The organism is Pseudomonas sp. GNP014 (assembly GCF_054344005.1).
Map to the genome: position 1 here is coordinate 2,240,935 of NZ_JBTGUS010000001.1, position 24,856 is coordinate 2,265,790.

At 60.6% G+C, this 24,856-nt stretch carries 26 protein-coding genes; 14 read left to right on the plus strand and 12 right to left on the minus strand.

The features are described from left to right. Positions 1-4 precede the first annotated feature (4 nt). Positions 5-292 (minus strand): Asp-tRNA(Asn)/Glu-tRNA(Gln) amidotransferase subunit GatC, encoded by a 288-nt coding sequence (gene gatC / locus ACXX9E_RS09915; RefSeq protein ID WP_007901429.1) that lies wholly within the window; start codon positions 290-292, stop codon positions 5-7. A 211-nt stretch (positions 293-503) separates the two neighbouring features. Between gatC and mreB the strand changes: the two genes are divergently transcribed. The 8 genes from mreB to tldD all read left to right on the plus strand — a co-directional run bounded on the left by mreB (position 504) and on the right by tldD (position 11,737). Beyond that, the gene (mreB, locus tag ACXX9E_RS09920; protein ID WP_002555108.1) at positions 504-1,541 is read left to right on the plus strand and encodes a rod shape-determining protein MreB; all 1,038 of its coding nucleotides are present in this window, start codon (positions 504-506) and stop codon (positions 1,539-1,541) included. Between the two features lie 141 nt (positions 1,542-1,682). After that, on the plus strand, positions 1,683-2,828 hold the full coding sequence (mreC, locus tag ACXX9E_RS09925) for a rod shape-determining protein MreC (RefSeq protein ID WP_336347179.1): 1,146 nt from the start codon (positions 1,683-1,685) through the stop codon (positions 2,826-2,828). Continuing rightward, positions 2,828-3,319 (plus strand): rod shape-determining protein MreD, encoded by a 492-nt coding sequence (mreD, locus tag ACXX9E_RS09930; RefSeq protein ID WP_123464639.1) that lies wholly within the window; start codon positions 2,828-2,830, stop codon positions 3,317-3,319. Before mreC ends, mreD begins: the two co-directional genes overlap by 1 nt. A 37-nt stretch (positions 3,320-3,356) precedes the next feature. Then, the gene (locus ACXX9E_RS09935; RefSeq protein ID WP_458555369.1) at positions 3,357-3,953 is read left to right on the plus strand and encodes a Maf family protein; all 597 of its coding nucleotides are present in this window, start codon (positions 3,357-3,359) and stop codon (positions 3,951-3,953) included. Between the two features lie 57 nt (positions 3,954-4,010). After that, positions 4,011-5,468: a ribonuclease G gene (gene rng / locus ACXX9E_RS09940; protein WP_064119353.1), complete on the plus strand. Its 1,458-nt coding sequence runs from the start codon at positions 4,011-4,013 to the stop codon at positions 5,466-5,468. Positions 5,469-5,543: 75 nt separating this feature from the next. Then, a complete protein-coding gene (locus ACXX9E_RS09945) occupies positions 5,544-9,350 on the plus strand; it encodes a YhdP family protein (protein ID WP_458555370.1) in 3,807 nt (1,268 codons plus the stop codon). Between the two features lie 79 nt (positions 9,351-9,429). After that, a complete protein-coding gene (locus ACXX9E_RS09950; protein WP_123464645.1) occupies positions 9,430-10,290 on the plus strand; it encodes a carbon-nitrogen hydrolase family protein in 861 nt (286 codons plus the stop codon). Positions 10,291-10,294: 4 nt separating this feature from the next. Beyond that, entirely contained in the window at positions 10,295-11,737 is a 1,443-nt protein-coding gene (gene tldD, locus ACXX9E_RS09955) for a metalloprotease TldD (protein ID WP_458555371.1), read from the plus strand. A gap of 51 nt (positions 11,738-11,788) precedes the next feature. On the opposite strand, the gene yjgA is transcribed toward tldD, so the two are convergent. After that, positions 11,789-12,313, minus strand: a complete 525-nt coding sequence (gene yjgA / locus ACXX9E_RS09960) for a ribosome biogenesis factor YjgA (protein WP_025109468.1) — start codon at positions 12,311-12,313, stop codon at positions 11,789-11,791. A gap of 108 nt (positions 12,314-12,421) precedes the next feature. On the opposite strand from yjgA, the gene pmbA reads away from it, so the two are divergent. From pmbA to ACXX9E_RS09990, 6 genes are all read left to right on the plus strand, one after another. Next, a complete protein-coding gene (gene pmbA / locus ACXX9E_RS09965) occupies positions 12,422-13,768 on the plus strand; it encodes a metalloprotease PmbA (protein ID WP_123464649.1) in 1,347 nt (448 codons plus the stop codon). A 162-nt stretch (positions 13,769-13,930) separates the two neighbouring features. Then, the gene (locus ACXX9E_RS09970) at positions 13,931-14,338 is read left to right on the plus strand and encodes a FagA protein (protein ID WP_123464651.1); all 408 of its coding nucleotides are present in this window, start codon (positions 13,931-13,933) and stop codon (positions 14,336-14,338) included. Further along, positions 14,319-15,695 (plus strand): class II fumarate hydratase, encoded by a 1,377-nt coding sequence (locus ACXX9E_RS09975; protein ID WP_458555372.1) that lies wholly within the window; start codon positions 14,319-14,321, stop codon positions 15,693-15,695. Before ACXX9E_RS09970 ends, ACXX9E_RS09975 begins: the two co-directional genes overlap by 20 nt. A 27-nt stretch (positions 15,696-15,722) precedes the next feature. Then, positions 15,723-16,163, plus strand: coding sequence for a DUF2753 family protein (locus tag ACXX9E_RS09980; RefSeq protein WP_458555373.1), 441 nt, complete (start codon positions 15,723-15,725; stop codon positions 16,161-16,163). Between the two features lies 1 nt (position 16,164). Beyond that, positions 16,165-16,776: a superoxide dismutase gene (locus tag ACXX9E_RS09985; RefSeq protein WP_128615213.1), complete on the plus strand. Its 612-nt coding sequence runs from the start codon at positions 16,165-16,167 to the stop codon at positions 16,774-16,776. 30 nt (positions 16,777-16,806) lie between these two features. Then, positions 16,807-17,700 (plus strand): ZIP family metal transporter, encoded by an 894-nt coding sequence (locus ACXX9E_RS09990; protein ID WP_458555374.1) that lies wholly within the window; start codon positions 16,807-16,809, stop codon positions 17,698-17,700. 80 nt (positions 17,701-17,780) lie between these two features. Here ACXX9E_RS09990 and ACXX9E_RS09995 read toward each other — a convergent pair whose 3' ends face one another. The 10 genes from ACXX9E_RS09995 to ACXX9E_RS10040 all read right to left on the minus strand — a co-directional run bounded on the left by ACXX9E_RS09995 (position 17,781) and on the right by ACXX9E_RS10040 (position 24,805). Further along, positions 17,781-18,056, minus strand: a complete 276-nt coding sequence (locus ACXX9E_RS09995; protein WP_008085079.1) for an HPr family phosphocarrier protein — start codon at positions 18,054-18,056, stop codon at positions 17,781-17,783. A gap of 15 nt (positions 18,057-18,071) precedes the next feature. Continuing rightward, positions 18,072-18,929 (minus strand): RNase adapter RapZ, encoded by an 858-nt coding sequence (rapZ, locus tag ACXX9E_RS10000; protein WP_123464661.1) that lies wholly within the window; start codon positions 18,927-18,929, stop codon positions 18,072-18,074. Between the two features lie 2 nt (positions 18,930-18,931). Continuing rightward, complete coding sequence (gene ptsN, locus ACXX9E_RS10005; RefSeq protein ID WP_123464663.1) at positions 18,932-19,396, minus strand: PTS IIA-like nitrogen regulatory protein PtsN; 465 nt, start codon at positions 19,394-19,396, stop codon at positions 18,932-18,934. A gap of 12 nt (positions 19,397-19,408) precedes the next feature. After that, complete coding sequence (hpf, locus tag ACXX9E_RS10010) at positions 19,409-19,717, minus strand: ribosome hibernation-promoting factor, HPF/YfiA family (protein ID WP_077571130.1); 309 nt, start codon at positions 19,715-19,717, stop codon at positions 19,409-19,411. Between the two features lie 73 nt (positions 19,718-19,790). Beyond that, positions 19,791-21,284: an RNA polymerase factor sigma-54 gene (locus ACXX9E_RS10015; RefSeq protein WP_128615211.1), complete on the minus strand. Its 1,494-nt coding sequence runs from the start codon at positions 21,282-21,284 to the stop codon at positions 19,791-19,793. Between the two features lie 184 nt (positions 21,285-21,468). Next, the gene (gene lptB / locus ACXX9E_RS10020; protein ID WP_024011621.1) at positions 21,469-22,194 is read right to left on the minus strand and encodes an LPS export ABC transporter ATP-binding protein; all 726 of its coding nucleotides are present in this window, start codon (positions 22,192-22,194) and stop codon (positions 21,469-21,471) included. Beyond that, complete coding sequence (lptA, locus tag ACXX9E_RS10025; protein WP_123464667.1) at positions 22,194-22,739, minus strand: lipopolysaccharide transport periplasmic protein LptA; 546 nt, start codon at positions 22,737-22,739, stop codon at positions 22,194-22,196. Before lptA ends, lptB begins: the two co-directional genes overlap by 1 nt. Further along, positions 22,726-23,298 (minus strand): LPS export ABC transporter periplasmic protein LptC, encoded by a 573-nt coding sequence (gene lptC, locus ACXX9E_RS10030; RefSeq protein WP_123464669.1) that lies wholly within the window; start codon positions 23,296-23,298, stop codon positions 22,726-22,728. The genes lptA and lptC overlap by 14 nt, the downstream gene beginning before the upstream one ends. A gap of 8 nt (positions 23,299-23,306) precedes the next feature. Next, positions 23,307-23,831: a KdsC family phosphatase gene (locus ACXX9E_RS10035; RefSeq protein ID WP_123464671.1), complete on the minus strand. Its 525-nt coding sequence runs from the start codon at positions 23,829-23,831 to the stop codon at positions 23,307-23,309. Next, positions 23,831-24,805 (minus strand): KpsF/GutQ family sugar-phosphate isomerase, encoded by a 975-nt coding sequence (locus ACXX9E_RS10040; RefSeq protein ID WP_123464673.1) that lies wholly within the window; start codon positions 24,803-24,805, stop codon positions 23,831-23,833. Before ACXX9E_RS10040 ends, ACXX9E_RS10035 begins: the two co-directional genes overlap by 1 nt. Between the last annotated feature and the right edge of the window lie 51 nt (positions 24,806-24,856).

Genomic DNA, 24,856 nt, shown 5'->3' on the forward strand with positions numbered 1-24,856 from the left:
CCCTTTAGTCGATGACTTTCGGAACCAGATACAGGCCGTTTTCGACCGCTGGTGCGATGGACTGGTAGGCCTCGCGGTGATTGGTCTCGGTCACAACGTCGGCGCGCAGGCGCTGACTGGCTTCCAGCGGGTGGGCCAAAGGCTCGATACCGTCGGTATTGACGGCCTGCATTTCGTCGACCAGCCCGAGAATGCTGTTGAGGGCGGAAGTAATGTGCGGAAGATCGGCATCATTGAGGCCAAGGCAGGCCAGATGAGCGATTTTTTCCACGTCGGAGCGTTCTAGCGCCATCGGGATTCTCCAGTGGAAAACAGAACGGACGGCGTCCGTGTGTTAGATTGTCGGAACACTACCGCACTTCTACGGTCATAAGGCCGCGATTGTGGGGCTTGGTGCACAGAAAAGCGGCCAATTTAACATATTGGCGCCTTGCCCAAAATCCCTGTCGTTGTTAGAGTTTGCCGCACTTTTTTACCCACGCGTTGCCTAGGGTCCCTTTCCCATGTTCAAGAAACTGCGTGGCATGTTTTCCAGCGATCTTTCCATTGACCTGGGCACTGCCAACACCCTTATTTACGTGCGCGAGCGCGGTATCGTCCTGAATGAGCCATCGGTTGTGGCCATTCGGACACACGGTAACCAGAAAAGTGTCGTTGCTGTCGGCACCGAAGCCAAGCGCATGCTCGGCCGTACGCCGGGCAACATTGCTGCCATTCGTCCGATGAAAGACGGCGTAATCGCCGACTTCAGCGTCTGCGAAAAGATGCTGCAATACTTTATCAACAAGGTTCACGAAAACAGTTTTCTGCAGCCTAGCCCTCGTGTGCTGATCTGCGTTCCATGCAAATCCACCCAGGTGGAGCGTCGTGCCATCCGTGAATCGGCCCTTGGTGCCGGTGCCCGTGAAGTATTCCTGATCGAAGAGCCAATGGCTGCTGCGATCGGTGCCGGCCTGCCGGTTGAAGAAGCACGCGGTTCGATGGTTGTCGATATTGGTGGTGGTACCACTGAAATCGCGCTGATCTCCCTGAACGGTGTGGTCTATGCCGAATCCGTCCGCGTGGGCGGCGACCGCTTCGACGAAGCGATCATCACCTACGTGCGCCGCAACTACGGCAGCCTGATCGGTGAATCGACGGCCGAGCGTATCAAGCAGGAAATCGGTACGGCCTACCCGGGCGGCGAAGTTCGCGAAGTCGACGTTCGCGGTCGCAACCTGGCCGAAGGCGTTCCACGCGCATTCACCCTGAACTCCAACGAAGTGCTGGAAGCTCTGCAAGAGTCCCTGGCCACTATCGTTCAGGCTGTGAAAAGCGCCCTGGAACAATCGCCGCCGGAGCTGGCTTCCGACATCGCCGAGCGTGGCCTGGTGCTGACCGGTGGTGGCGCGCTGCTGCGTGACCTCGACAAGTTGCTGGCCCAGGAAACCGGTCTGCCGGTGATCGTTGCCGAAGACCCGCTGACCTGCGTTGCTCGCGGCGGTGGCCGTGCATTGGAAATGATGGATAAACACACCATGGACCTGCTCTCGAGCGAATAAGTCGCCGAGTGCAATACGTGGGTGAGCGCGCAGGCAGCACTTTGCAGTGCTGCCTGTTGGCGTTTATCTTCTGTCAGTCTTCATCCAGGCCGGTTTGATGCCGTATGAATAAACAGAACATTTGCCTGGGAGGAGCGGCTTATTAAACCGCTTTTCGCCAAGGGCCCTTCGTTGGGTGTGCGCCTGTTGGTGCTGGCCGTGCTGTCGGTCGCGCTGATGGTGGTCGATGCCCGTTTCGATCTGCTCAAGCCTGCGCGCAAACAAGCGTCGCTGGTGCTGATGGATGCCTACTGGATCACTGACCTGCCCGGTCGCCTGTGGGAAGGTGTCGCCAGCCAGTTCGGCAGCCGCACTGAGCTTGTTGCCGAAAACGAAAAACTCAAGACCGAGAACCTGCTGTTGCAGGGCCGCATGCAAAAGCTTGCCGCCCTCACCGAGCAGAACGTGCGGCTGCGCGAGTTGCTCAATTCCTCCGCACTGGTCAACGAAAAGGTCGAAGTGGCCGAGTTGATCGGCATGGACCCCAACCCCTTCACTCATCGCATCATCATCAATAAAGGTGAGCGCGACGGCGTGGTGCTCGGTCAGCCGGTGCTCGATGCCCGCGGCTTGATGGGGCAGGTGGTCGAGTTGATGCCTTACACCTCCCGTGTCCTGCTGCTCACTGACAGTACCCACAGCATTCCCGTGCAGGTGAACCGCAACGGTCTGCGGGCGATTGCCAGCGGTACCGGTAACCCTGAACGACTGGAATTGCGTCACGTCGCCGATACGGCAGACATCAAGGAAGGCGATCTGCTGGTCAGCTCCGGCCTTGGCCAGCGCTTCCCGGCGGGCTATCCGGTCGCCACCGTGAAAGAAGTGATTCACGATTCCGGCCAGCCGTTTGCCATTGTCCGCGCCGTGCCGACGGCCGCACTGAACCGCAGCCGCTACATGTTGCTGGTGTTCAGCGACAACCGCACCGCCGAAGAGCGCGCCAACGACGCAGCGCAGGCGCAGGAAAATCTTGATGCCCAGGGCGGTGGCCCGGTGATCCCAACGACAGTGCCGAAAACCGTGACCCCGCCGGCTGCCGCAACAACGCCTGCGACGTCGCCGGCTGCAGCGGCTGCCCCGGCCGCCAGCGCTGCGCCGGCCAAACCCGCAGCAAGCAAGCCGCCAGTGCCTGCAAAACCACCGGCCGCCACACCGGCCGCCAGTAAACCACCGGCGAATCAGCCTGCTGCTCGACCGGCGGCCAAACCGCCTGTCACCGCGCCGGCAACCACCGGGAGGCAAGAATAATGGTCGGGGCTACCGCATCGCGTAACGGCTGGATCGTCTGGCTGACGTTTGTCGTCGGCATATTGCTCAGCGTGTCGCCATTGCCGATCTTCATGGAGATCCTGCGCCCGCTGTGGCTGGCCTTGCTTCTGACGTTCTGGGCCTTGTACCTGCCGCATACGGTGGGCATGGTCACGGCGTTCTGCCTGGGACTGGCCGAAGACGTGCTGCAGGGCGACCTGCTCGGTCAGAACGCCTTGATCCTTTCCCTGATCACCTTTCTGGTGCTGTCATTGCAACAACGCCTGCGGATGTTCCCGATGTGGCAGCAGTGCCTGGTGATCCTGGTGATTTTCGGCCTCGCGCAACTGGTCCAGCTGTGGCTCAGTGCCTTGACCGGCAACCGTCAGCCGACCCTTGCGCTGGTCCTTCCGGCACTGGTCAGTGCCTTGCTCTGGCCGTGGGTCAGCTTTGCTCTGCGTGGATTGCGCCGCCGCTACAAAATCAATTGATCCGGTGAAGCAGGGCACTGAACAGGGAGATGTTTTGATGAAGCCGCTTTACCTCGCCTCCGGATCGCCGCGTCGCCGAGAATTGCTCACGCAGATCGGCGTTCCATTCTCCGCCATCAGCGCGGACATCGACGAAACCCCGCTACCCGAAGAATCGCCTTCGGCTTATGTCGAGCGCCTGGCGCGCGGCAAGGCCGAGGCCGGGCGGTGCACGGTCGTTTCCGACGCAGCGTTCTGCGTCCTGGGCGCCGACACCGCAGTGGTGCTCGACGGCAAAATTCTTGGCAAACCGGTGGACGAAGCCGATGCATGCGCCATGCTGATGATGTTGTCTGGCAAGGAGCATGAAGTGCTGACTGCGATCGCCGTGCGCGAAGGCGAGCGCTGCGAGTCGCGGGTGGTGCGCAGTCTGGTGCGGTTTCGGCCGATCGGTCGCGACGAAGCCGCCGCCTATTGGGCCAGCGGCGAGCCTCGGGACAAGGCCGGTGGCTATGGCATTCAGGGGCTTGGCGCGGTGTTTGTCGCCGGCCTCAACGGGAGCTATTCGGCGGTGGTCGGCCTGCCCGTTTGCGAAACCGCAGAACTGTTGGACCATTTCGGCATACCCTGTTGGCAAAACCTGAATGCGCAATAAGCGTCGTACACAAAAGATGCAGCCATTATCGTGAACATGCCTGAACGAGATCCTGCCATGAGTGAAGAGATTCTGATCAACATCACGCCGATGGAGTCGCGCGTGGCGGTGGTCGAAAACGGTGTGCTGCAAGAAGTGCATGTCGAGCGCACGCAAAAACGCGGGATCGTCGGCAACATCTATAAAGGCAAGATTGTCCGCGTACTCCCGGGCATGCAGGCAGCGTTCGTCGACATTGGACTGGACCGTGCCGCGTTCATTCACGCGGCGGAAATCTCCCTGCGTGAAGGGCCTGCAGTGGAGAGCATCAGTTCGCTGGTGCACGAAGGCCAGAGTCTGGTGGTGCAAGTCACCAAGGACCCGATCGGTTCCAAGGGCGCGCGCCTGACCACACAGTTGTCGATTCCTTCGCGCTATCTGGTCTACATGCCGCGCACCGCCCACGTTGGCATTTCCCTGAAAATCGAAGACGAAGCCGAGCGCGAGCGCCTCAAGCAGGTGGTCAGCGATTGTGTGGCCAAGGAAGGGATCAAGGAGGCGGGCGGGTTTATTCTGCGCACGGCCGCCGAAGGTGCCGGTGCCGACGAGATCCTCATGGACATCCGTTACCTGCGCCGTCTGTGGGATCAGATCAACGAGCAGATCAAAACCATCGCTGCACCGAGCGTGATCTACGAAGACCTTGGCCTGGCGTTGCGCACCCTGCGTGATCTGGTCAATCCGAAGATCGAGAAGATCCGCATTGATTCGCGGGAAACCTTCCAGAAAACCACGCAGTTCGTCGCCGAACTGATGCCGGAAATCGCCGATCGTCTGGAACACTACCCGGGCGAGCGACCGATTTTCGATCTATATGGCGTCGAAGACGAAATCCAGAAAGCCCTTGAGCGCAAGGTGCCGTTGAAGTCCGGTGGTTATCTGGTGGTCGATCCGGCGGAAGCCATGACCACCATTGATGTGAACACCGGGGCGTTCGTCGGCCATCGCAATCTGGAAGAAACCATCTTCAAGACCAATCTCGAAGCGGCCACGGCGATTGCCCGGCAGATGCGCCTGCGCAATCTCGGCGGGATCATCATCATCGACTTCATCGACATGGAAGACGAAGAGCATCAGCGCCAGGTGCTGCGCACCCTGGAAAAACAGCTGGAGCGCGATCACGCCAAGACCAACATCATCGGCATCACCGAGCTGGGCCTGGTGCAGATGACTCGCAAGCGTACGCGTGAAAGTCTTGAGCAGGTATTGTGCGAACCGTGCAGCAGTTGTCAGGGGCGCGGCAAACTGAAGACGGCGGAAACCATCTGTTATGAGATCTTCCGCGAGATTCTTCGCGAGGCCCGCGCCTATCAGGCCGAGGGTTATCGAGTGCTGGCGAACCAGAAAGTGGTCGATCGCCTGCTCGACGAAGAATCCGGTAACGTCGCCGAGCTTGAAGGGTTCATCGGGCGCACCATACGCTTTCAGGTGGAAACCATGTATTCCCAGGAACAATACGACGTGGTGCTGCTCTGATCACCTGCGTCACATTCAATCCACCGCGGCTGGCCTCAGCTTTTCGCAGTATTTTCGCCATGGGAGCCAACTGACATGGAGCGTCTGACACGCATTCTGGCCGCGCTCACCCGTTGGGGATTGGGCCTGTGCGCGTTGGTTCTGGTGTTGATGGCGTTGTACGTCAGTCTTGGCCGTGAGCTGGCCCCGCTGGTGGCCGAGTATCGCGCCGACATCGAAGACAAGGCCAGTGCGGCTTTGGGCATGCCGCTGCAGATCGGTGAGCTGGAAGGCAGCTGGAGCGGGTTTGCGCCGATCCTGCTCGCCCACGACGTCATGGTGGGCGACGGCGCCAATGCTCTGCGCCTGGATCGGGTGCGTGCCGTACCGGATCTGTGGGCCAGCCTGTTGACCCGCGAAGTGCGCATCGCTCATCTGGAACTCAACGGTCTGAAGATCAGCCTCAAGGAAGCGGCGGACGGCCGTTGGGCGCTGGAAGGTCTGCCGGTGCAGAACGATCAGCCGCTCGATCCGCAGCAACTGTTCAACCGCTCGCAAATGATCCAGCAACTGTCGGTGCTCGACAGTCAGGTGACCTTGCAGCCGCAGGATCACGCGCCAATGACGCTGACCTATGTCGGCCTCAACCTGAAAACCGGCGCCAGTCGGCAACGCCTCGATGCGCGTTTGACCCTGCCGGATGGCCAGCCCGTTGCGCTGAGCCTGCGTACGCGGATTCGCCCTGATCAATGGCAGGACAGTGTGGTGGACGGCTATGCCAGCCTGCCGCAAAGCGACTGGGCGAAGTGGTTGCCCGAGCGCTTGACCCGGCAATGGCATTTCGCCGAGCTCAAGGCCGGTGGCGAGCTCTGGTTCAACTGGGCCGAGGGCGCCCTGCAAAGTGCCTCGCTGCGCCTGAACGCGCCGCAACTGACCGGTGCCTATGCCGAGCGCAAACCGATTCAGATACACAATCTGGCGCTCAACGCTTACTACCGTAATAGCGCCGAGGGTGCGACGGTCACCTTCGATTCACTGGCGATGAGCATTGGCGAAACCCGCTGGGAATCGCGCGTGCAGCTGCAGCAGACCCGTGCGAGTGACAAGGTTGAAGAGCTTTGGCATCTGCAGGCCGATCGCCTCGATCTGACCCCGATCACCCCGTTGCTCAACGCCCTGGGGCCATTGCCGCAAGGTTTCGCCACCGTGGTCGATCACCTCAACGTCACTGGCGGCCTGCGTAATGTGTTGCTGGATTTCCGACCCAACGCCACCGATGGCAGCAAGTTCAGCTTCGCGGCCAATCTCGATAGCGTCGGTTTCGATGCCTATCACGGTGCGCCGGCCGCCCGTAATGTCAGTGGCAGTCTCAGCGGTAACCTCGACGGTGGCGAGTTGCGCATGGACAGTAAGGATTTCGTCCTGCACCTTGATCCGATCTTCGCCAAGCCCTGGCAGTATCTGCAGGCCAATGCGCGGCTGACCTGGAAACTCGATAAAGACGGCTTCACCCTGATCGCACCGTACCTGAAGGTGCTCGGCGAAGAGGGCAAGATTGCCGGCGACTTCCTGATTCGCCTGCACTTCGACCATAGCCAGGAAGACTACATGGACCTGCGGGTCGGGCTGGTCGAGGGCGATGGTCGCTACACTGCCAAGTATCTGCCCAAGGTCTTGAGCCCGGCGCTGGATGAATGGCTGCGCACCGCCATTCTCAAAGGCGCAGTGGATCAGGGCTTCTTCCAGTATCAAGGCTCGCTGAACAAGGACGCGGGCGATGCGGATCGCAGTATCAGCCTGTTCTTCAAGGTGCATGACGCCGAACTGGCCTTCCAGCCGGGCTGGCCTCACGTCAACAACGTCAGTGGCGACGTGTTCATCGAAGACAGCGGTGTGCGCATCTGGGCCGACAAGGGCCAGTTGCTCGATACTCAGGTCAGTGATGTGTTCGTCAATATTCCCCATGTGCCTGCCGGCCAACATACCCATCTGTTTCTCGACGGGGCTTTTGCCGGTGGCCTGGGCGATGGCTTGAAGATTCTTCAAGAGGCGCCGATCGGTACGGGCGAAACCTTCGCCGGCTGGGAAGGCGCCGGCGATCTGCAGGGCAAGCTCAAGCTGGACGTGCCGCTGGACAAGGGCGGCGATCAGCCGAAGATTCTGGTCGACTTCAAGACCGCCAATGCACGGTTGCAGCTGGCAGAGCCGAAGCTGGAACTGACGCAGCTCAAAGGTGACTTCCGTTTCGACAGCGGCAAAGGCCTCAGCGGGCAGAACATCGCGGCGCGCGCGTTCGACAAGCCTGTCACGGCGCAGATTTTTGCCGACGGCAGCGCCAAAAAACTCAAGACCCGGGTGGCCGCGTCGGGGCAGGTCGAAGTCAAGAAACTCACCGACTGGCTGGGCGTGACGCAACCGCTGCCGGTGTCCGGGACGATCCCGTACCAATTGCAATTGAATCTGGACGGTGCCGACAGTCAGTTGTTGGTCAGCTCCAGCATGAAGGGCGTGGCGGTGGATCTGCCGGCACCGTTCGGCATGGCGGCGGATGTTGGACGCAGCACGGTGTTCCGTATGACCCTGCAAGGGCAGGAGCGACGTTATTGGGTCAACTACGATCAACTGGCCAATTTTACCTTCGCGGCACCACCAGGCAGTTTTGCCGACGGACGTGGCGAACTGTTCCTCGGTGCCGGCGAAGCCGTGCTGCCGGGCGCCAAAGGCTTGCGCATTCGCGGTGTGCTGTCGGAGCTGGACGTGGCGCCGTGGCAGGATCTGGTCAACAAATACGCCGGTCAGGACCCGGGTGGCAGTGCCAAGCAACTGTTGAACAGTGCCGATTTCAAGATCGGCAAGCTCACGGCGTTCGGCACCACACTTGACCAGGCCTCGGTCCAGGTGAACCGCAAGCCGAGTACGTGGAACCTGGCACTGGACAGCCAGCAGGCCAAAGGCTGGGCGAGCTTGCCGGATGCCAAGAGCACGCCGATTACGGTGAATCTGCAATACGTCCGCTTGCCGGCACCAGACCCGTCGGTCCAGGCCGATGAGAACTCGCCCGATCCATTGGTTTCGGTCGACCCGACGAAAATCCCCGCGCTGGATATCACCATCAATCAATTGTTTCTCGGCCAGGATCTGGTTGGCGGCTGGTCGCTCAAGGTGCGACCGACCGCCAAAGGCATCGCCCTGAACAGCCTCGATATGGGCCTCAAAGGCATCCTGTTGCAGGGGAACGGTGGCTGGGAAGGTGCGCCGGGGGCGACCAACAGTTGGTTCAAGGGGCGGATCGCTGGCAAGAACCTGGCCGATGTCCTCAAAGGCTGGGGCTTTGCCCCGAGTGTGACCAGCGAGGAATTCCGCATGGACGTCGACGGCCGCTGGCCGGGCTCGCCGGCGTGGCTGGCGACCAAACGTTTCTCGGGCACCCTCGATGCATCGTTGAGCAAGGGCCAGTTTGTCGAAGTGGAGGGCGGGGCCCAGGCATTGCGGGTGTTTGGCCTGCTTAACTTCAACTCCATCGGCCGCCGCTTGCGTCTGGACTTCTCCGACCTGTTCGGCAAAGGCCTGAGCTATGACCGGGTCAAAGGCCTGTTGGTGGCGAACAACGGCGTTTACGTGACCCGCGAGCCGATCCGCCTGACCGGGCCGTCGAGCAACATCGAACTGGACGGGACGCTGGATCTGGTCGGCGAACAGGTCGATGCCAAGTTGCTGGTGACCTTGCCGGTGACCAACAACCTGCCGATTGCCGCGCTGATCGTGGGCGCACCGGCTGTTGGTGGTGCCTTATTCCTGATCGACAAACTGATCGGCGACCGTGTGGCGCGCTTTGCCAGTGTGAAATACACCGTCAAGGGCCCGTGGAAAGAGCCGAAAATCACATTCGACAAGCCTTTTTGAACCGCCGCTAGTAGCATGGCCGAAGCCCCCTGCGCCAGCTTCTGCAGGGTTTGTGTTGATTTGCGGATAAGGAACGGCCATGTCTTTAGCGGTGATTCAAATGGTCAGCCAGAGCGATGTGCTGGCCAATCTGGCCCAGGCCCGACGCCTGCTCGAGCAGGCTGCGGCCGGCGGTGCGAAGCTGGCGGTGTTGCCGGAAAACTTCGCTGCCATGGGCCGTCGCGACATCGCTGACATTGGCCGCGCCGAAGCACTGGGCGAAGGCCCGATCCTGCCGTGGTTGAAACAGACCGCCCGCGACCTCAAGTTATGGATAGTGGCTGGCACGTTGCCGTTGCCGCCGCTGGATCAACCGACGGCCAAGGCCAATGCCTGTTCGCTGCTGATCAACGATCAGGGCGACACCGTGGCCCGCTATGACAAGTTGCACTTGTTCGATGTCGATGTGGCGGATAATCGGGGCCGTTACCGCGAATCCGATGACTATGCTTATGGCAGCGGCGTGGTGGTCGCGGACACCCCGGTCGGCCGAGTCGGCCTGACGGTGTGTTACGACCTGCGCTTTCCTGAGCTGTACAGCGAGTTGCGTGCTGCCGGTGCCGAATTGATTACGGCGCCGTCGGCCTTCACTGCGGTGACCGGCGCGGCGCATTGGGACGTGCTGATTCGCGCACGGGCCATCGAGACTCAGTGCTACATATTGGCGGCAGCACAGGGCGGGACCCATCCGGGACCGCGAGAAACTTTCGGGCATGCGGCGATCATCGACCCGTGGGGTCGTGTGCTGGCGCATCAGGATCAAGGCGAAGCGGTGTTGTTGGCCGAACGCGATATCGACGAACAAGCGTCCATCCGGGCGCGCATGCCAGTGGCGAGCCACCGGCGGTTTTTCTCGCAGGGCGCACAGCGACCTGCTTCAGAACACGAATTTAAGGCGTAAACCTATGAGCGAGTTGTTGTCCTCAGTCAGTGATCACTTGTTGGCCCCGGGCGGTGTGACCCTCGAGAGCCTGCAAGGCGTGCTCGGCGATCTGGCCGGTCCGGGCATCGATGCGGCCGACCTGTATTTCCAGGGGCAGATCTCCGAGTCCTGGGCGCTGGAAGACGGCATCGTCAAGGAAGGCAGCTTCAACCTCGACCAGGGTGTCGGTGTGCGTGCGCAATCCGGCGAAAAGACCGGTTTTGCCTACAGCAACGCAATTACCCTCGAAGCCCTTGGTGCTGCGGCCCGTGCCGCGCGTTCGATTTCCCGTGCCGGGCAGAACGGCAAAGTGCAGGCGTTTACCACGCAGGACGTTGCCCAGTTGTACGCGCCGGATAACCCGCTGGAAGTGCTGAGCCGTGCGGAGAAGGTCGAACTGCTCAAGCGCATCGACATCGCCACCCGCGCCCTCGATCCACGGATTCAGCAGGTCAGTGTGAGCATGGCCGGGGTCTGGGAACGGATTCTGGTGGCGTCCACCGATGGCGGTCTGGCGGCCGATGTGCGGCCGCTGGTGCGTTTCAATGTCAGTGTGATCGTTGAACAGAATGGCCGTCGCGAGCGCGGCGGGCACGGCGGTGGCGGGCGTACCGATTACCGGTATTTCCTCGCCGAAGACCGCGCCATGGGCTATGCCCGTGAGGCGTTGCGTCAGGCCCTGGTGAACCTGGAAGCGATTCCGGCACCGGCCGGCACTTTGCCGGTGGTATTAGGTTCGGGCTGGTCCGGTGTGCTGCTGCACGAAGCAGTCGGTCACGGTCTGGAAGGCGACTTCAACCGCAAGGGCAGCTCTGCCTACAGCGGGCGCATGGGCGAAATGGTTGCTTCCAAACTCTGCACCATCGTTGATGATGGCACGTTGGCCGGTCGTCGCGGTTCGCTGAGCGTCGACGACGAAGGTACGCCGACCGAGTGCACCACGCTGATCGAAAACGGTGTGCTCAAAGGCTACATGCAGGACAAGCTCAACGCGCGGCTGATGGGGGTGGCCCGTACTGGCAACGGTCGTCGCGAATCCTATGCGCATCTGCCGATGCCACGGATGACCAACACCTACATGCTTGGCGGGGAAAGCGATCCGGCGGAAATCATCGCTTCGGTGAAGAGAGGCATCTACTGCGCCAACCTTGGCGGCGGTCAAGTCGATATCACCAGCGGCAAGTTCGTGTTCTCTACCAGCGAGGCGTACCTGATCGAAGACGGCAAGATCACCGCGCCGGTCAAAGGCGCGACGTTGATCGGCAACGGCCCCGAGGCGATGAGCCGGGTGTCGATGGTCGGTAACGATCTGGCGCTGGACAGCGGTGTGGGGACGTGTGGCAAGGACGGACAGTCGGTGCCGGTGGGTGTCGGTCAGCCGACGCTGAAGATCGATGCGATTACCGTGGGTGGCACGGGCGCATAAGACGAGGCGGAGCTTCGGGTGGCACGCAGGGCGGCCACCCGATGACGAATATCAACGCAGGCCGCGTTGCGTATCGTCCAGCTCGCGGATGTACTTGAAGATTTTACGGCTGGAAGCAGGCGGTTTGTTTTGCGCAACCTCGTGCTGGGCCTGACGGATCAGGGAGCGCAATTGCTGGCGATCGGCGTCAGGGTACTCGACGACGAATTTCTCCAGCACGGCATCGTCACCGGCGATCAGGCGGTCACGCCAGCGTTCGAGATTGTGGAAACGCTCGTTGTACTGACGGGTAGAGGCATCGAGTTGATCGAGCAGGGTCAGAATGGCGTCAGTGTCCTGATCGCGCATCAGTTTGCCGATGAACTGCAGGTGCCGTTTACGCGCGATATTCGCGGTGTGCTTGGGCGCATCGGCCAGTGCTCGACGCAAGGCGTCGGTCAACGGCAGTTTTGCCTGCAAGTCGGGCTTGAGTGTTGTAAGGCGCTCGCCCAGGTCAACCAGAGCATGCAGCTCGCGTTTGACCTGAGATTTGCTTTTTTCTCCCGTATCGAGGGAGTCGTCGTAAGAATCAACCATGGTGGCAGTCCGCAAAGAAACGCCGCCATGATAACCAGTCGGGGGCCGCTTGTCCGGCCCGGTCGCTCGATGACCCCAGCCGAAAGCAGAATTTGAGTGGAGATGAGCATGAGTGCAGTTGAAAGCGTCGGCCCGCAGGCATTGCCGGCACTGCAGGAACAGGTCGAGCAGATCATCGCCGAGGCCAAGCGTCAGGGCGCCAGCGCCTGTGAAGTCGCGGTGTCGCTGGAGCAAGGCCTGTCGACGTCGGTGCGTCAGCGTGAAGTCGAAACGGTCGAATTCAACCGCGATCAGGGCTTTGGCATCACCCTGTACGTCGGCCAGCGCAAAGGCTCGGCCAGTACGTCGGCGACCGGACCGGACGCGATTCGCGAAACCGTCGCCGCCGCATTGGCGATTGCCAGACACACCTCGGAAGACGAAGCCTCGGGCTTGGCCGATGCGGCACTGATGGCCAAGGATCTGCAGGATTTCGACCTGTTCCACGAATGGGACATCACCCCGGAGCAGGCGATCGAGAAGGCCCTGCTCTGTGAAGCCGCGGCGTTCGATGCCGATGCGCGGATCAAGAACGCTGACGGCACCACCCTCAGCACCCATCAGGGCTGCCGGGTTTACGGCAACAGCCACGGTTTCATCGGTGGCTACGCCTCGACGCGGCATAGCCTGAGTTGCGTCATGATCGCCGAGGCCGATGGCCAGATGCAGCGCGATTATTGGTACGACGTGAACCGTCAGGGCAGTTTGCTGGCGGATCCGGTGAGTATCGGCCAGCGTGCCGCGCAACGGGCGGCGAGCCGCCTGGGCGCGCGTCCGGTGCCGACCTGCGAGGTGCCAGTGCTGTTTTCTGCAGAACTGGCGGGTGGTTTGTTCGGCAGTTTCCTGTCGGCGGTGTCCGGCGGCAGTCTGTACCGCAAATCGTCGTTTCTTGAAGGCACGCTGGGGCAGAAGCTGTTCCCGGAATGGCTGACCATCGACGAGCGTCCGCACTTGATGCGTGCGATGGGCAGCGCCTCGTACGACGGTGATGGTCTGGCAACGTATGCCAAACCGTTCGTCGAAAAGGGTGAGTTGGTCTCGTACATCCTTGGCACGTACTCCGGGCGCAAGCTGGGCATGCCGAGCACCGCCAACGCCGGCGGTGTGCACAACCTGTTCGTCACCCATGGTGAGGAAGACCAGGCGGCGCTGCTGCGGCGCATGGGCCGTGGGCTGTTGGTCACCGAATTGATGGGCCACGGCTTGAATATGGTCACCGGCGACTATTCGCGCGGGGCAGCGGGTTTCTGGGTCGAGAACGGCGAAATCCAGTTCGCGGTGCAGGAAGTGACCATCGCCGGCAACATGCGCGACATGTTCAAGCAGATTGTCGCGGTCGGTAATGATCTGGAGCTGCGCAGCAATATCCGCACCGGTTCGGTGTTGATCGAGCGCATGACGGTGGCAGGCAGCTAAGCTCGGCCCGTCACACAAAAAAAGGCGCGCCATCCCTCTGGGTGGCGCGCCTTTTTTTGTAGCGCACAAATCCCGCTCCCACCATTTGATGCACAGCTCATGCTTGTTTTGGTTCTCATTATCATTTAATAATAAATCTCATCTTAGAATGAGTCCCGGATCATGAGTTCTGCCCTGCACGAGCAGCCGTACCTCGAAAGCTGGCGCTGGATGAGTCGCCAGATCCGTTGCGCGATGGATTCCGACGAGCCGCGCCTGATCGAACACTACCTCGCCGAAGGCCGGTACCTGGCCTGTTGTACGGCAACTTCTCCGTGGACCATCGCTGAAACTTCCTTCCGTCTGCTGCTCGACACGGCCACCGACATCGCCTTGCCGTGGCATTGGCGCAGCCTGTGTCTCGATCAAGCCTGGCGCCCATTGCGGGACATGGAGCGCCTGTCGCTGTGCGTCTGCCGGCTCCAGCGCTGGCAACGCTACACCTGGCAGCTCGCGACCTGTGAGTTGCTTCCCTCGATTTCTCTCATTGACCGGGTACAAGGATTTTCAGATGACCAAGACACGTATTGAGCGTGACAGCATGGGCGAACTGCAGGTGCCGGTGGACGCTCTCTACGGCGCACAGACCCAGCGCGCCGTGGATAACTTCCCGATCAGCGGCAAGCCGATGCCGAGACAATTCATCCGCGCGCTGATTCTGGCGAAAGCTGCGGCCGCCCGCGCCAACGTTGAACTCAACCAGCTCAGCGCCGCCCAGGGCAAGGCCATCAGTGACGCCGCCCAAGGTTTGCTCGAAGGCGATTTCATGCAGCATTTTCCGGTGGATATCTTCCAGACCGGTTCTGGCACCAGTTCCAACATGAACGCCAACGAAGTGCTCGCGACCCTCGCCAGCCGTCTGCTCGACGAGCCGGTCAATCCCAATGATCACGTCAACTGCGGCCAGAGCAGCAATGACATCATCCCGACCACCATTCACGTCAGTGCCGCCCTGGCGTTGCACGAACAACTGCTGCCGGCGCTGCTGCACCTGGTGCAGGTGATCGAAAAGAAAGCCGCACGAGTGCATCACCACGTCAAAACCGGGCGCACGCATTTGATGGACGCGATGCCCGTGCGCATGAGCCAGGTGTTGAACGGTTGGGCGCAGCAGCTCAAGGCCAACATCAGCCATCTGCAGGATTTGCTGCCGAGCCTGCAGTGTCTGGCGCAGGGCGGCACGGCGGTGGGCACCGGGATCAACGCGCATCCCGAGTTTGCCGCCTGTTTCAGCCGTCAACTCAGCCAATTGACCCATGTGCAGTTCACGCCGGGTAAGGACCTGTTCGCGCTGATCGGCTCGCAAGACACCGCCGTCGCCGTCTCCGGCCAGCTCAAGGCCACCGCCGTGTCACTGATGAAAATCGCCAACGACCTGCGCTGGATGAACTCCGGCCCGCTCGCCGGCCTTGGCGAAATCGAGCTTGAAGGCCTGCAACCCGGCTCGTCGATCATGCCGGGCAAGGTCAATCCGGTGATTCCGGAAGCCACCGCCATGGTCGCCGCGCAAGTGATCGGCAACGACTCGGTGATCACCATCGCCGGGCAGTCGGGCAATTTCGAGCTGAATGTGATGCTGCCGATCATTGCCCAGAACCTGCTGAGCAGCATCGAACTGCTGGCCAATTCCAGCCGTCTGCTCGGTGACAAGGCCATCGCCAGCTTCAAGGTCAACGAGTCGCGGCTCAAGGAAGCGCTGGCGCGCAACCCGATTCTGGTCACCGCACTCAACCCGATCATCGGTTACCAGAAAGCTGCGGAAATCGCCAAGCAGGCCTACAAGCAGGGTCGTCCGGTGATCGACGTCGCGCTGGAACATACCAACCTGTCGCGCAGCCAGCTGGAAGAGTTGCTCAATCCCGAGAAACTCACCGCCGGCGGCGTGTAAATCCCGTAACCGCTTTGGAGGTTCACCATGGAGCACTGGAAACGCACGATCGAACGGGCCAATCGCTGCTTCATGCTGGGCGAACTGATAGATGCCCGTGAGGCTTATCTGCAAGCGCTGGCCCTGGCGCAAGTGTTGTTCGAGCGCTGGCCGGATGCCGATGAAGCGGTGGCGGCCTGCGTCATCTCCCACCACAACCTGGCGGATCTGCACCTGTGCCTGAATCAGCCGGAGGAAAGCGCCGAATATCTCTGCGCGATCCACCAACGGCTGTTGCAGACCATGCAGGACGAGCGCCTGCGCATGGCCCTGCGGGAAGCGGCACTGCGCCAGAGCAGCAAGAGCTATGTCGAACTGCTGAATTTCATCAGCGAACACGGCGAGTACCCGCGTACCCAGCGTCTGCTGCATCCCGACACCGGCAATGCACGCCGTGCGCCTGCCACCCATCACCATGGAGTTCATTGAAATGGCTTTTACCTTGCCTGCCTTGCCTTACGCCTACGATGCGCTGGAGCCGCACATCGACGCGCAGACCATGGAGATTCACTACACCAAGCATCACCAGACCTACATCAACAACCTCAACGCAGCGATTGAAGGTACCGAGTTTGCCGAGTGGCCGGTCGAGAAACTGGTCGCCAGCGTTCAACAACTGCCGGAAAAACTCCGTGCGGCGGTCATCAATCAGGGCGGCGGACACGCCAACCATTCGCTGTTCTGGGAAGTCATGGCGCCCAACGGCGGCGGCAAGCCGGAAGGTGCGCTGGCCGAAGCCATCAATGAGCAACTGGGCGGCCTCGACAGTTTCAAAGAAGCGTTCACCAAGGCTGCGCTGACCCGCTTTGGCAGTGGCTGGGCCTGGCTCAGCGTCACGCCGGAGAAAAAACTGCTGGTGGAGAGCAGCGGCAACCAGGACAGCCCGTTGATGAACGGCAACACACCGATTCTCGGTCTGGACGTCTGGGAGCACGCCTATTACCTGCGCTACCAAAACCGTCGCCCGGAGTACATCAGCGCGTTCTACAACGTGATCAATTGGCCTGAAGTCGCTGCGCGCTATCGGGCCGCACTGGTGTAAGCCTTCTACAAAAACCATCCAGGGTTGACTATGGGCACTGAAACACTGGCGATCGGCAGTGGGCGTATGTTTCGTTACGCGGTGGGATCGCTATTGCTGCTGGCGGGCATGACCTTGCTGGTCGCCCACGGACTGCAATGGCTGGACCTTGAACCGAGACTGTCGCGGGCCTTGCAGGGGGGAGCACTCTGCGCCTTGGGCACCGCGCTCGGCGCGGTGCCGGTGCTGGTGATTCGCAACATGCCGCAGGCGCTTGGCGATACCTTGCTCGGCTTCGGTGCCGGGGTGATGCTGGCGGCGACGGCGTTTTCGCTGATCGTGCCAGGTATCGCCGCTGCAGAAGGTCTTGGCTTGACCCCGTGGGCTGCGAGCGGGCTGATCTGCTTCGGCATCATGCTCGGGGCGTTCGGCCTGTTTCTGGTCGATCGCAAGGTCTCGGGAGCTTCACCGGAAATGCTCGTTGGCACTGTCGAGCATCCAGTGATTGCGCCACGGATCTGGCTGTTCGTGTTCGCCATCATTGCCCATAACATCCCGGAAGGCATGGCGGTCGGCGTTTCCGCCGGCGGCGGCATGCCCGATGCCGACAGCCTGGCGATGGGCATTGCCCTGCAGGATGTGCCGGAAGGTCTGGTGATTGCGCTGGTACTGGCGGGGGCAGGAATGTCACGGGGCAAAGCGTTTTTGATCGGCGCGGCGTCAGGTCTGGTCGAGCCGGTGTTTGCACTGCTCTGTGCGTGGCTGGTCAGCCTGGCGGAGTTGTTATTGCCATTGGGGCTGGCACTGGCGGCGGGGGCGATGTTGCTGGTGGTGACTCACGAAGTAATCCCGGAGTCGCGACGCAATGGCCATGACAAGCTGGCCAGTCTTGGCTTGTTGATCGGCTTCTGTTTGATGATGGTGATGGATACGGCGTTGGGTTGAAGAGATCAAAAGATCGCAGCCTCGGCAGCACCTACAGGGGGATTTGTGCGCTGAGGGCTGCGATAGCCTGTTTGTGGCTTTCAACCACCTTCGTCGAAGTAGTTATTGATCAACGCCACCAGCGCATCCAGCGCTTCCTGTTCCTGATGGCCTTCGGTACTCAGATAGATTTTGGTGCCCTTGCCGGCAGCCAGCATCATCATCGCCATGATGCTTTTGCCATCGACCGTGGTCTCCGGTGTGCGACCCACTCTGATCGTGCAATCGGGATATTGGCCGGCCACGCCAACGAACTTGGCGGACGCGCGGGCATGCAAGCCCAGTTTATTGATGATTTCGATTTCCAGAGCAGGCATCGCGGTGTGAATCCTTTAAGTGAGGTCGCGGTGGCGAACCTGGACGTTCTTCAGGGTTTTCTGCAGGGCCTGACCCAGGCGTTCGGTCAGGTAGACGGAGCGGTGATGCCCGCCGGTGCAGCCAATGGCAATGGTGACGTAGGCGCGGTTACTCGCGGCGAAGCGCGGCAGCCACTTGTGCAGATAGCTGAAAATGTCCTGAAACATCTCCTCGACTTCCGGTTGCGCCGCCAGGTACTCGGCCACGGGTGCGTCCAGCCCGGACTGCGCGCGCAGCTCCGGTTTCCAGTAAGGATTGGGCAGGCAGCGGACGTCGAACACCAGGTCCGCATCCACCGGCATCCCGCGCTTGAAGCCAAATGACTCGACCAGAAAGGCCGTTCCCGGCTCCGGCTGGTTCAGCAGGCGCAACTTGATGGTGTCGCGCAACTGGTAGAGGTTGAGGTTGGTGGTGTTGATTTTCAGGTCGGCCAGATCGGCAATCGGGCCGAGGAGAGCGGTTTCATCACTGATCGCTTCGGCCAACGAACGATTGGCCGTGCTCAAAGGGTGGCGGCGACGGGTTTCCGAAAAACGCTTGAGCAGGGTTTCTTCGTCGGCATCCAGGTACAACACATCGCACTGGATGTGGCGGCTGCGGACTTCTTCAAGCAGCTCCGGAAAGCGCGACAGATGGCTGGGCAGGTTGCGCGCATCAATCGACACGGCCACCAGCGGTTGCGCCAGCTCGGTATGAATCAGCGCGCGTTCGGCCAGTTCCGGCAGCAGGCCGGCCGGCAGGTTATCGATGCAGTAATAGCCGTTGTCCTCAAGGACATCCAGGGCGGTGCTTTTACCCGAGCCGGAGCGGCCGCTGACAATGATCAAGCGCATGATTAGTGACCGTTCTGCTCGCTCAGGACGACCTGATACAAGGCTTCGTTACTCGATGCGCTGCGCAGTTTTTCACGAACTTCCTTGCGATCGAGCATGCTGGCGATCTGGCGCAGTAATTCCAGGTGAGCATCGGTGGCAGCTTCCGGCACCAGCAGGACGAACAGCAGGTCAACCGGAGCGCCGTCGATGGCATCGAAATCGATGGGTGCATCAAGGTGCATCAATGCGCTGATTGGCGCTTCGCAACCCTTGAGGCGGCAATGAGGAATGGCGATGCCGTTACCAAAACCGGTGGAACCGAGTTTTTCACGGGCAATCAACGCCTCGAAGACATCTTGCATCTCCAGATCAGGCACTTCACGGGCGATCAGGTTGGCAATCTGTTCGAGGGCTTTCTTTTTACTGCCGCCCGGCACGTTCACGAGGGAACGGCCGGGGGTCAGGATACTTTCAAGTCGGATCATGGAGTAGGGGGGTTATCGACCGGTAGCGCCCTGGAGCAGGCTCTGGGTCTTTTCCTTATGCTTTTTGAGTTGGCGATCCAGCTTGTCGGTGAGTGAGTCGATCGCAGCATACATATCAGTATCTTCTGCGTTGGCGACCACTTCGCTGCCGGGAATATGCAAGGTGGCTTCGATTTTCTGCTTCAGCTTTTCGACGCACATCGTGACTTGCACGTTGGTGATCTTGTCGAAATGGCGCTCTAATCGTTGAAGTTTCTCATTGATGTAATCGCGCAGAGGTTCGGTCACTTCCAGTTGGTGTCCACTGATGTTGACTTGCATACAGCTTCTCCTTCGTTGCCAGTGCATAAAGCGGCAGGCTGGATAGCCTGCCACTGGAACGCTGTAACGTGGCTTACATCAACCGCTTGCGTTCGCTCGAAGGCGCGATCCCGAGGGATTCGCGGTACTTGGCGACGGTGCGGCGAGCCACCTGAATGCCTTGTGCCTCCAGTAAACCAGCGATCTTGCTGTCACTCAACGGCTTTTTCTGATTTTCCGCGGCAACCAGTTTTTTGATGATCGCGCGGATCGCCGTGGACGAGCATTCGCCGCCTTCGGAGGTGCTGACGTGGCTGGAGAAAAAGTATTTCAGTTCATAAATACCGCGCGGGGTATGCATGAATTTCTGCGTGGTCACCCGGGAAATCGTCGATTCGTGCATGCCTACCGCTTCAGCGATGTCATGCAGGACCAGCGGTTTCATGGCCTCGTCGCCGTACTCCAGAAAGCCGCGCTGATGCTCGACGATCTGCGTGGCAACTTTCATCAGGGTCTCGTTGCGGCTCTGCAGGCTCTTGATGAACCAGCGGGCTTCCTGCAACTGATTGCGCATGAAGGTGTTGTCGGCACTGGTGTCGGCGCGACGGACGAAACCGGCGTACTGCGCGTTGACCCGCAGGCGTGGCACTGATTCCTGGTTCAGTTCGACCAGCCAGCGCTCGTTGTCCTTGCGCACGATGACGTCCGGTACCACGTATTCGGCTTCGGTCGATTCGATCTGTGAACCGGGACGCGGATTGAGGCTTTGCACCAGTTCGATGACCTGGCGCAGCTCGTCTTCCTTGAGCTTCATGCGGCGCATCAACTGGCTGTAATCCCGGCTGCCGAGCAGGTCGATGTAATCGGTGACCAGGCGTTTGGCTTCCGCGAGCCACGGCGTCTTGGCGGGCAACTGGCGCAGTTGCAGCAGCAGGCATTCACCGAGGTTGCGCGCACCGATACCGGCCGGCTCGAATTGCTGGATGCGGTGCAGGACGGCTTCGATTTCGTCCAGTTCGATATCCAGTTCCGGGTCGAATGCCTCGAGAATCTCTTCAAGGGTCTCGTCCAGGTAGCCCTGGTTGTTGATGCAGTCGATCAGCGTCACGGCGATCAGGCGATCGGTGTCGGACATCGGGGCAAGATTGAGTTGCCACAACAGGTGGCTTTGCAGGCTCTCGCCGGCAGAAGTGCGGGTGGTGAAATCCCACTCGTCATCATCGCTGCTGGGCAGGCTGCTGGCGCTGGTCTGGTAGACGTCTTCCCACGCGGTGTCGACCGGCAGCTCGTTGGGGATGCGCTCGTTCCATTCGCCCTCCTCGAGGTTGTCCACCGTCGGGGCGGATTCCTGGTAGGAAGGTTCCTGGATTTCGGTATTGGGCTTGTGTTCGGCGTTGTCGGCCAGCGGGTCGGAGTTGTCGAAGTCGTCGCCTTCTTCCTGGCGTTCGAGCATCGGATTGGATTCCAGGGCCTCCTGGATTTCCTGTTGCAGATCCAGGGTCGACAATTGGAGCAGGCGGATGGCCTGTTGCAGCTGCGGTGTCATCGTCAGCTGCTGGCCCATTCTCAAGACTAGCGATGGTTTCATGGCAGGGGCTTAACACCTTATTCGCCGGCGCTATGCGCCATCCACTACAGGGCGCCGAAGCGCCAAACTTAAGCAAATTATATGCCTGAAACTGAAGTGTTTGCCTAGAGCGCTGTAACAATTAAAACGTATAAAAAACTGCTTCAACGATACAGCGCCCTCGCGAACCACCGGGACGTCGCGCTTACAGGCGGAACTCGTGACCCAGATACACTTCTTTGACCAGATCGTTGGCCAGAATGGTTTCTGCGTCGCCTTCGGCAATCAACTGGCCGTCGTTGACGATGTAAGCGGTTTCGCAGATGTCCAGCGTCTCGCGGACGTTGTGGTCGGTGATCAGTACGCCGATGCCCTTGGCCTTGAGATGGTGGATGATCTGCTTGATGTCGCCGACCGAGATCGGGTCGACACCGGCGAACGGTTCGTCGAGCAGGATGAACTTCGGTGCAGTCGCCAGGGCGCGGGCGATTTCCACCCGGCGGCGTTCACCACCGGACAGGCTCATGCCGAGGTTGTCGCGGATGTGGCTGATGTGGAATTCCTGCAGCAGGCTTTCCAGCTCCTTGCGACGGCCTGCCTTGTCGAGTTCCGGGCGGGTCTCGAGGATGGCCATGATGTTGTCGGCCACCGACAGTTTGCGGAAGATCGACGCTTCTTGCGGCAGATAGCCGATACCGGCCTTGGCACGACCGTGCATCGGCTGGTGGCTGACGTCCAGATCGTCGATCAGTACGCGGCCCTGATCGGCCTGCACCAGGCCGACGATCATGTAGAAGCACGTCGTCTTGCCGGCGCCGTTAGGGCCGAGCAGGCCGACGATCTGGCCGCTGTCGATCGACAGGCTGACGTCACGCACGACCTGGCGGCTTTTATAGGCCTTGGCCAGGTGCTGAGCTTTCAGAGTTGCCATTACTGGGTTTTCTCGTCGGTTTTCTTCTTCGGCTGGATCACCATGTCGATACGCGGACGCGATTCGGTGACCTTGCTGCCGGTCGCGCGACCGGCGCTGGCGAGTTTCTTCACGGTGTCGTAGACGATTTTCTCGCCCTGGGTGGTGTTGTTGTCCTTGTCGACAACCTTGGCCTTGTCGATCAGTACGACGCGATTCTGCGCGGCATGGTACTGGATCGTCACACCCCAGCCCTGAACCGGCTTGGTGTCGCCAGCGGTCTGCAGTTGTTCGAAGTAGGCGAGGTTGCCCACCGAGGTCACCACGTCGATATCACCGCTCGGGGTGCGAGTGATGGTCACGGTGTTGCCGGTCACCTTCATCGAACCCTGGGTGATGATCACGTCACCTTTATAGGTGGCGATGCCGTTCTTGTCGTCCAGTTGGGCGTCGTCGGCCTGGATGCGGATTGGTTGCTGCTGATCGTTCGGCAGAGCCCAGGCGCTCACGCTTCCCAGTGCTGCGCCCAGACTGAGCAAAATAGGGAGGGTTTTAACGAGCCTCATACTGTCCTCTTACGTTCGATAGCAGGTGTATCCTGCTTTCCTTCAGATACGCTTTCATGCCTACGCCAGTCGATACACCGCCAGCGCCGTCGATTCTAACGGGTTGCTCGGTCTGCGCATATTGGTCCTGTGGGAACACTGTCATGCGCGTGGAGGTGACCAGCAGATCGCGGTTCTTCTCATCGGTGCGCTTGATGCGCACAGAATCGATCAATTCGACCTGAGTACCGCCCGAATTCACTTCGCCGCGCTCGCTGGTCACGTGCCACGGAAATTCCGTGCCGCGGTACATGTTCAGGTCGGGCTTGGTGACCAGGGTGATGTCGGTGGCCTTGACGTGCTCGGCCTTGTCGGAAGTCATTTCGTACTGCACCTTGCCGTCCGGCAGGTACTGCAGGGTATGCGTGTTGGTCGCATACCAGTCGATCGGGTTCTCGATGGACGTGACCGCAGGCTTGTCGAGGAAGCGCCCCGGGCTGATGTTCCAGTAACCGACCGCTGCAAATAGCGCCGCTATGCAGCCGAACAGCAGGAAATTGCGAAATTTTTTGCTAAACATGGTTTGGCTCACAGGTACGCGGCGTTGGCCGCATCGAGGCGGCCCTGGGCGCGCAGGATCAATTCGCAGAATTCGCGGGCGGCACCTTCGCCACCACGTGCCCGGGTCACGCCATGAGCGTGTTCACGCACGAAGTCGGCGGCATTCGCCACGGCCATGCCGAGGCCGACGCGGCGAATCACCGGCAGGTCAGGCAGGTCGTCACCGAGGTAGGCCACCTGCTCATAGCTTAGGCCCAGTTCTTCAAGCAGGCCGTCGAGAACGACCAGTTTGTCTTCGCGGCCCTGAAACAGGTGGGGAATCCCCAGGTTTTTCGCCCGACGCTCGACCACCGGGGTCTTGCGACCGCTGATGATAGCGGTCTGCACGCCGGCGTTCATCAGCATTTTGATGCCTTGGCCGTCGAGGGTGTTGAAGGTCTTGAATTCGCTGCCGTCTTCAAGGAAGTACAGGCGACCGTCGGTGAGTACGCCGTCGACGTCGAAAACCGCCAGTTTGATCGCTTTGCCGCGTTGCAGCAGATCGTTACTCATTACATCACTCCTGCGCGCAGCAGATCGGAGAGGTTGAAGGCGCCCACCGGGCGATCCTCTTCATCAACAACGACCAGTGCGTTGATTCGGTGGTCTTCCATGATTTTCAGGGCTTCGGCAGCCAGCATCTCGGGGCGGGCCGTCTTGCCGTGCGCGGTCATGACCTGGTCGATGGTGGCGCTGCGGATGTCGATGCTGCGATCCAGGGTGCGACGCAGGTCACCGTCCGTGAAGATCCCGGCGAGTTTGCCGTCGGTTTCAAGAATGACGGTCATGCCCAGACCCTTGCGGGTCATTTCCATCAGCGCGTCCTTGAGCAGAGTGCCGCGTTGCACTTGCGGCAGCTCCTGACCGGCGTGCATGACGTTTTCCACTTTCAGCAACAGGCGGCGGCCAAGGGCGCCTCCCGGGTGCGAGAAAGCGAAGTCTTCAGCGGTGAAGCCACGCGCCTCCAGCAATGCCACGGCGAGGGCATCGCCCATGACCAGGGCGGCGGTGGTCGAGGACGTCGGCGCCAGGTTCAGCGGGCAAGCTTCGTGTTCGACGTGAACATTGAGGTTCACTTCGGCGGCTTTCGCCAGAGGGGAGGCCGGGTTGCCGGTCACGCTGATCAACTGGATGCCCAGTCGCTTGATCAGTGGCAGCAGGGTGACGATTTCGTTGGTCGAACCGGAGTTCGACAGGGCCAGAATCACGTCTTCGCGGGTGATCATGCCCATGTCGCCATGGCTGGCTTCGGCCGGGTGGACGAAAAATGCCGGGGTGCCGGTGCTGGCCAGGGTGGCGGCAATCTTGTTGCCGATGTGCCCGGACTTGCCCATGCCGACCACGACGACACGGCCCTTGCTGGCCAGAATCATCTCGCAAGCGCGTACGAAATCGGCGTCGATATGGGGCAACAAGCCTTGTATGGCTTCCACTTCGAGGCGAATGGTGCGTTGTGCCGATTGAATCAGGTCGCTGGTTTGGCTCATGTCAGAATCGTATAGCCCGATGAAAAGGCGGCGATTATAGCGGTTATGTGG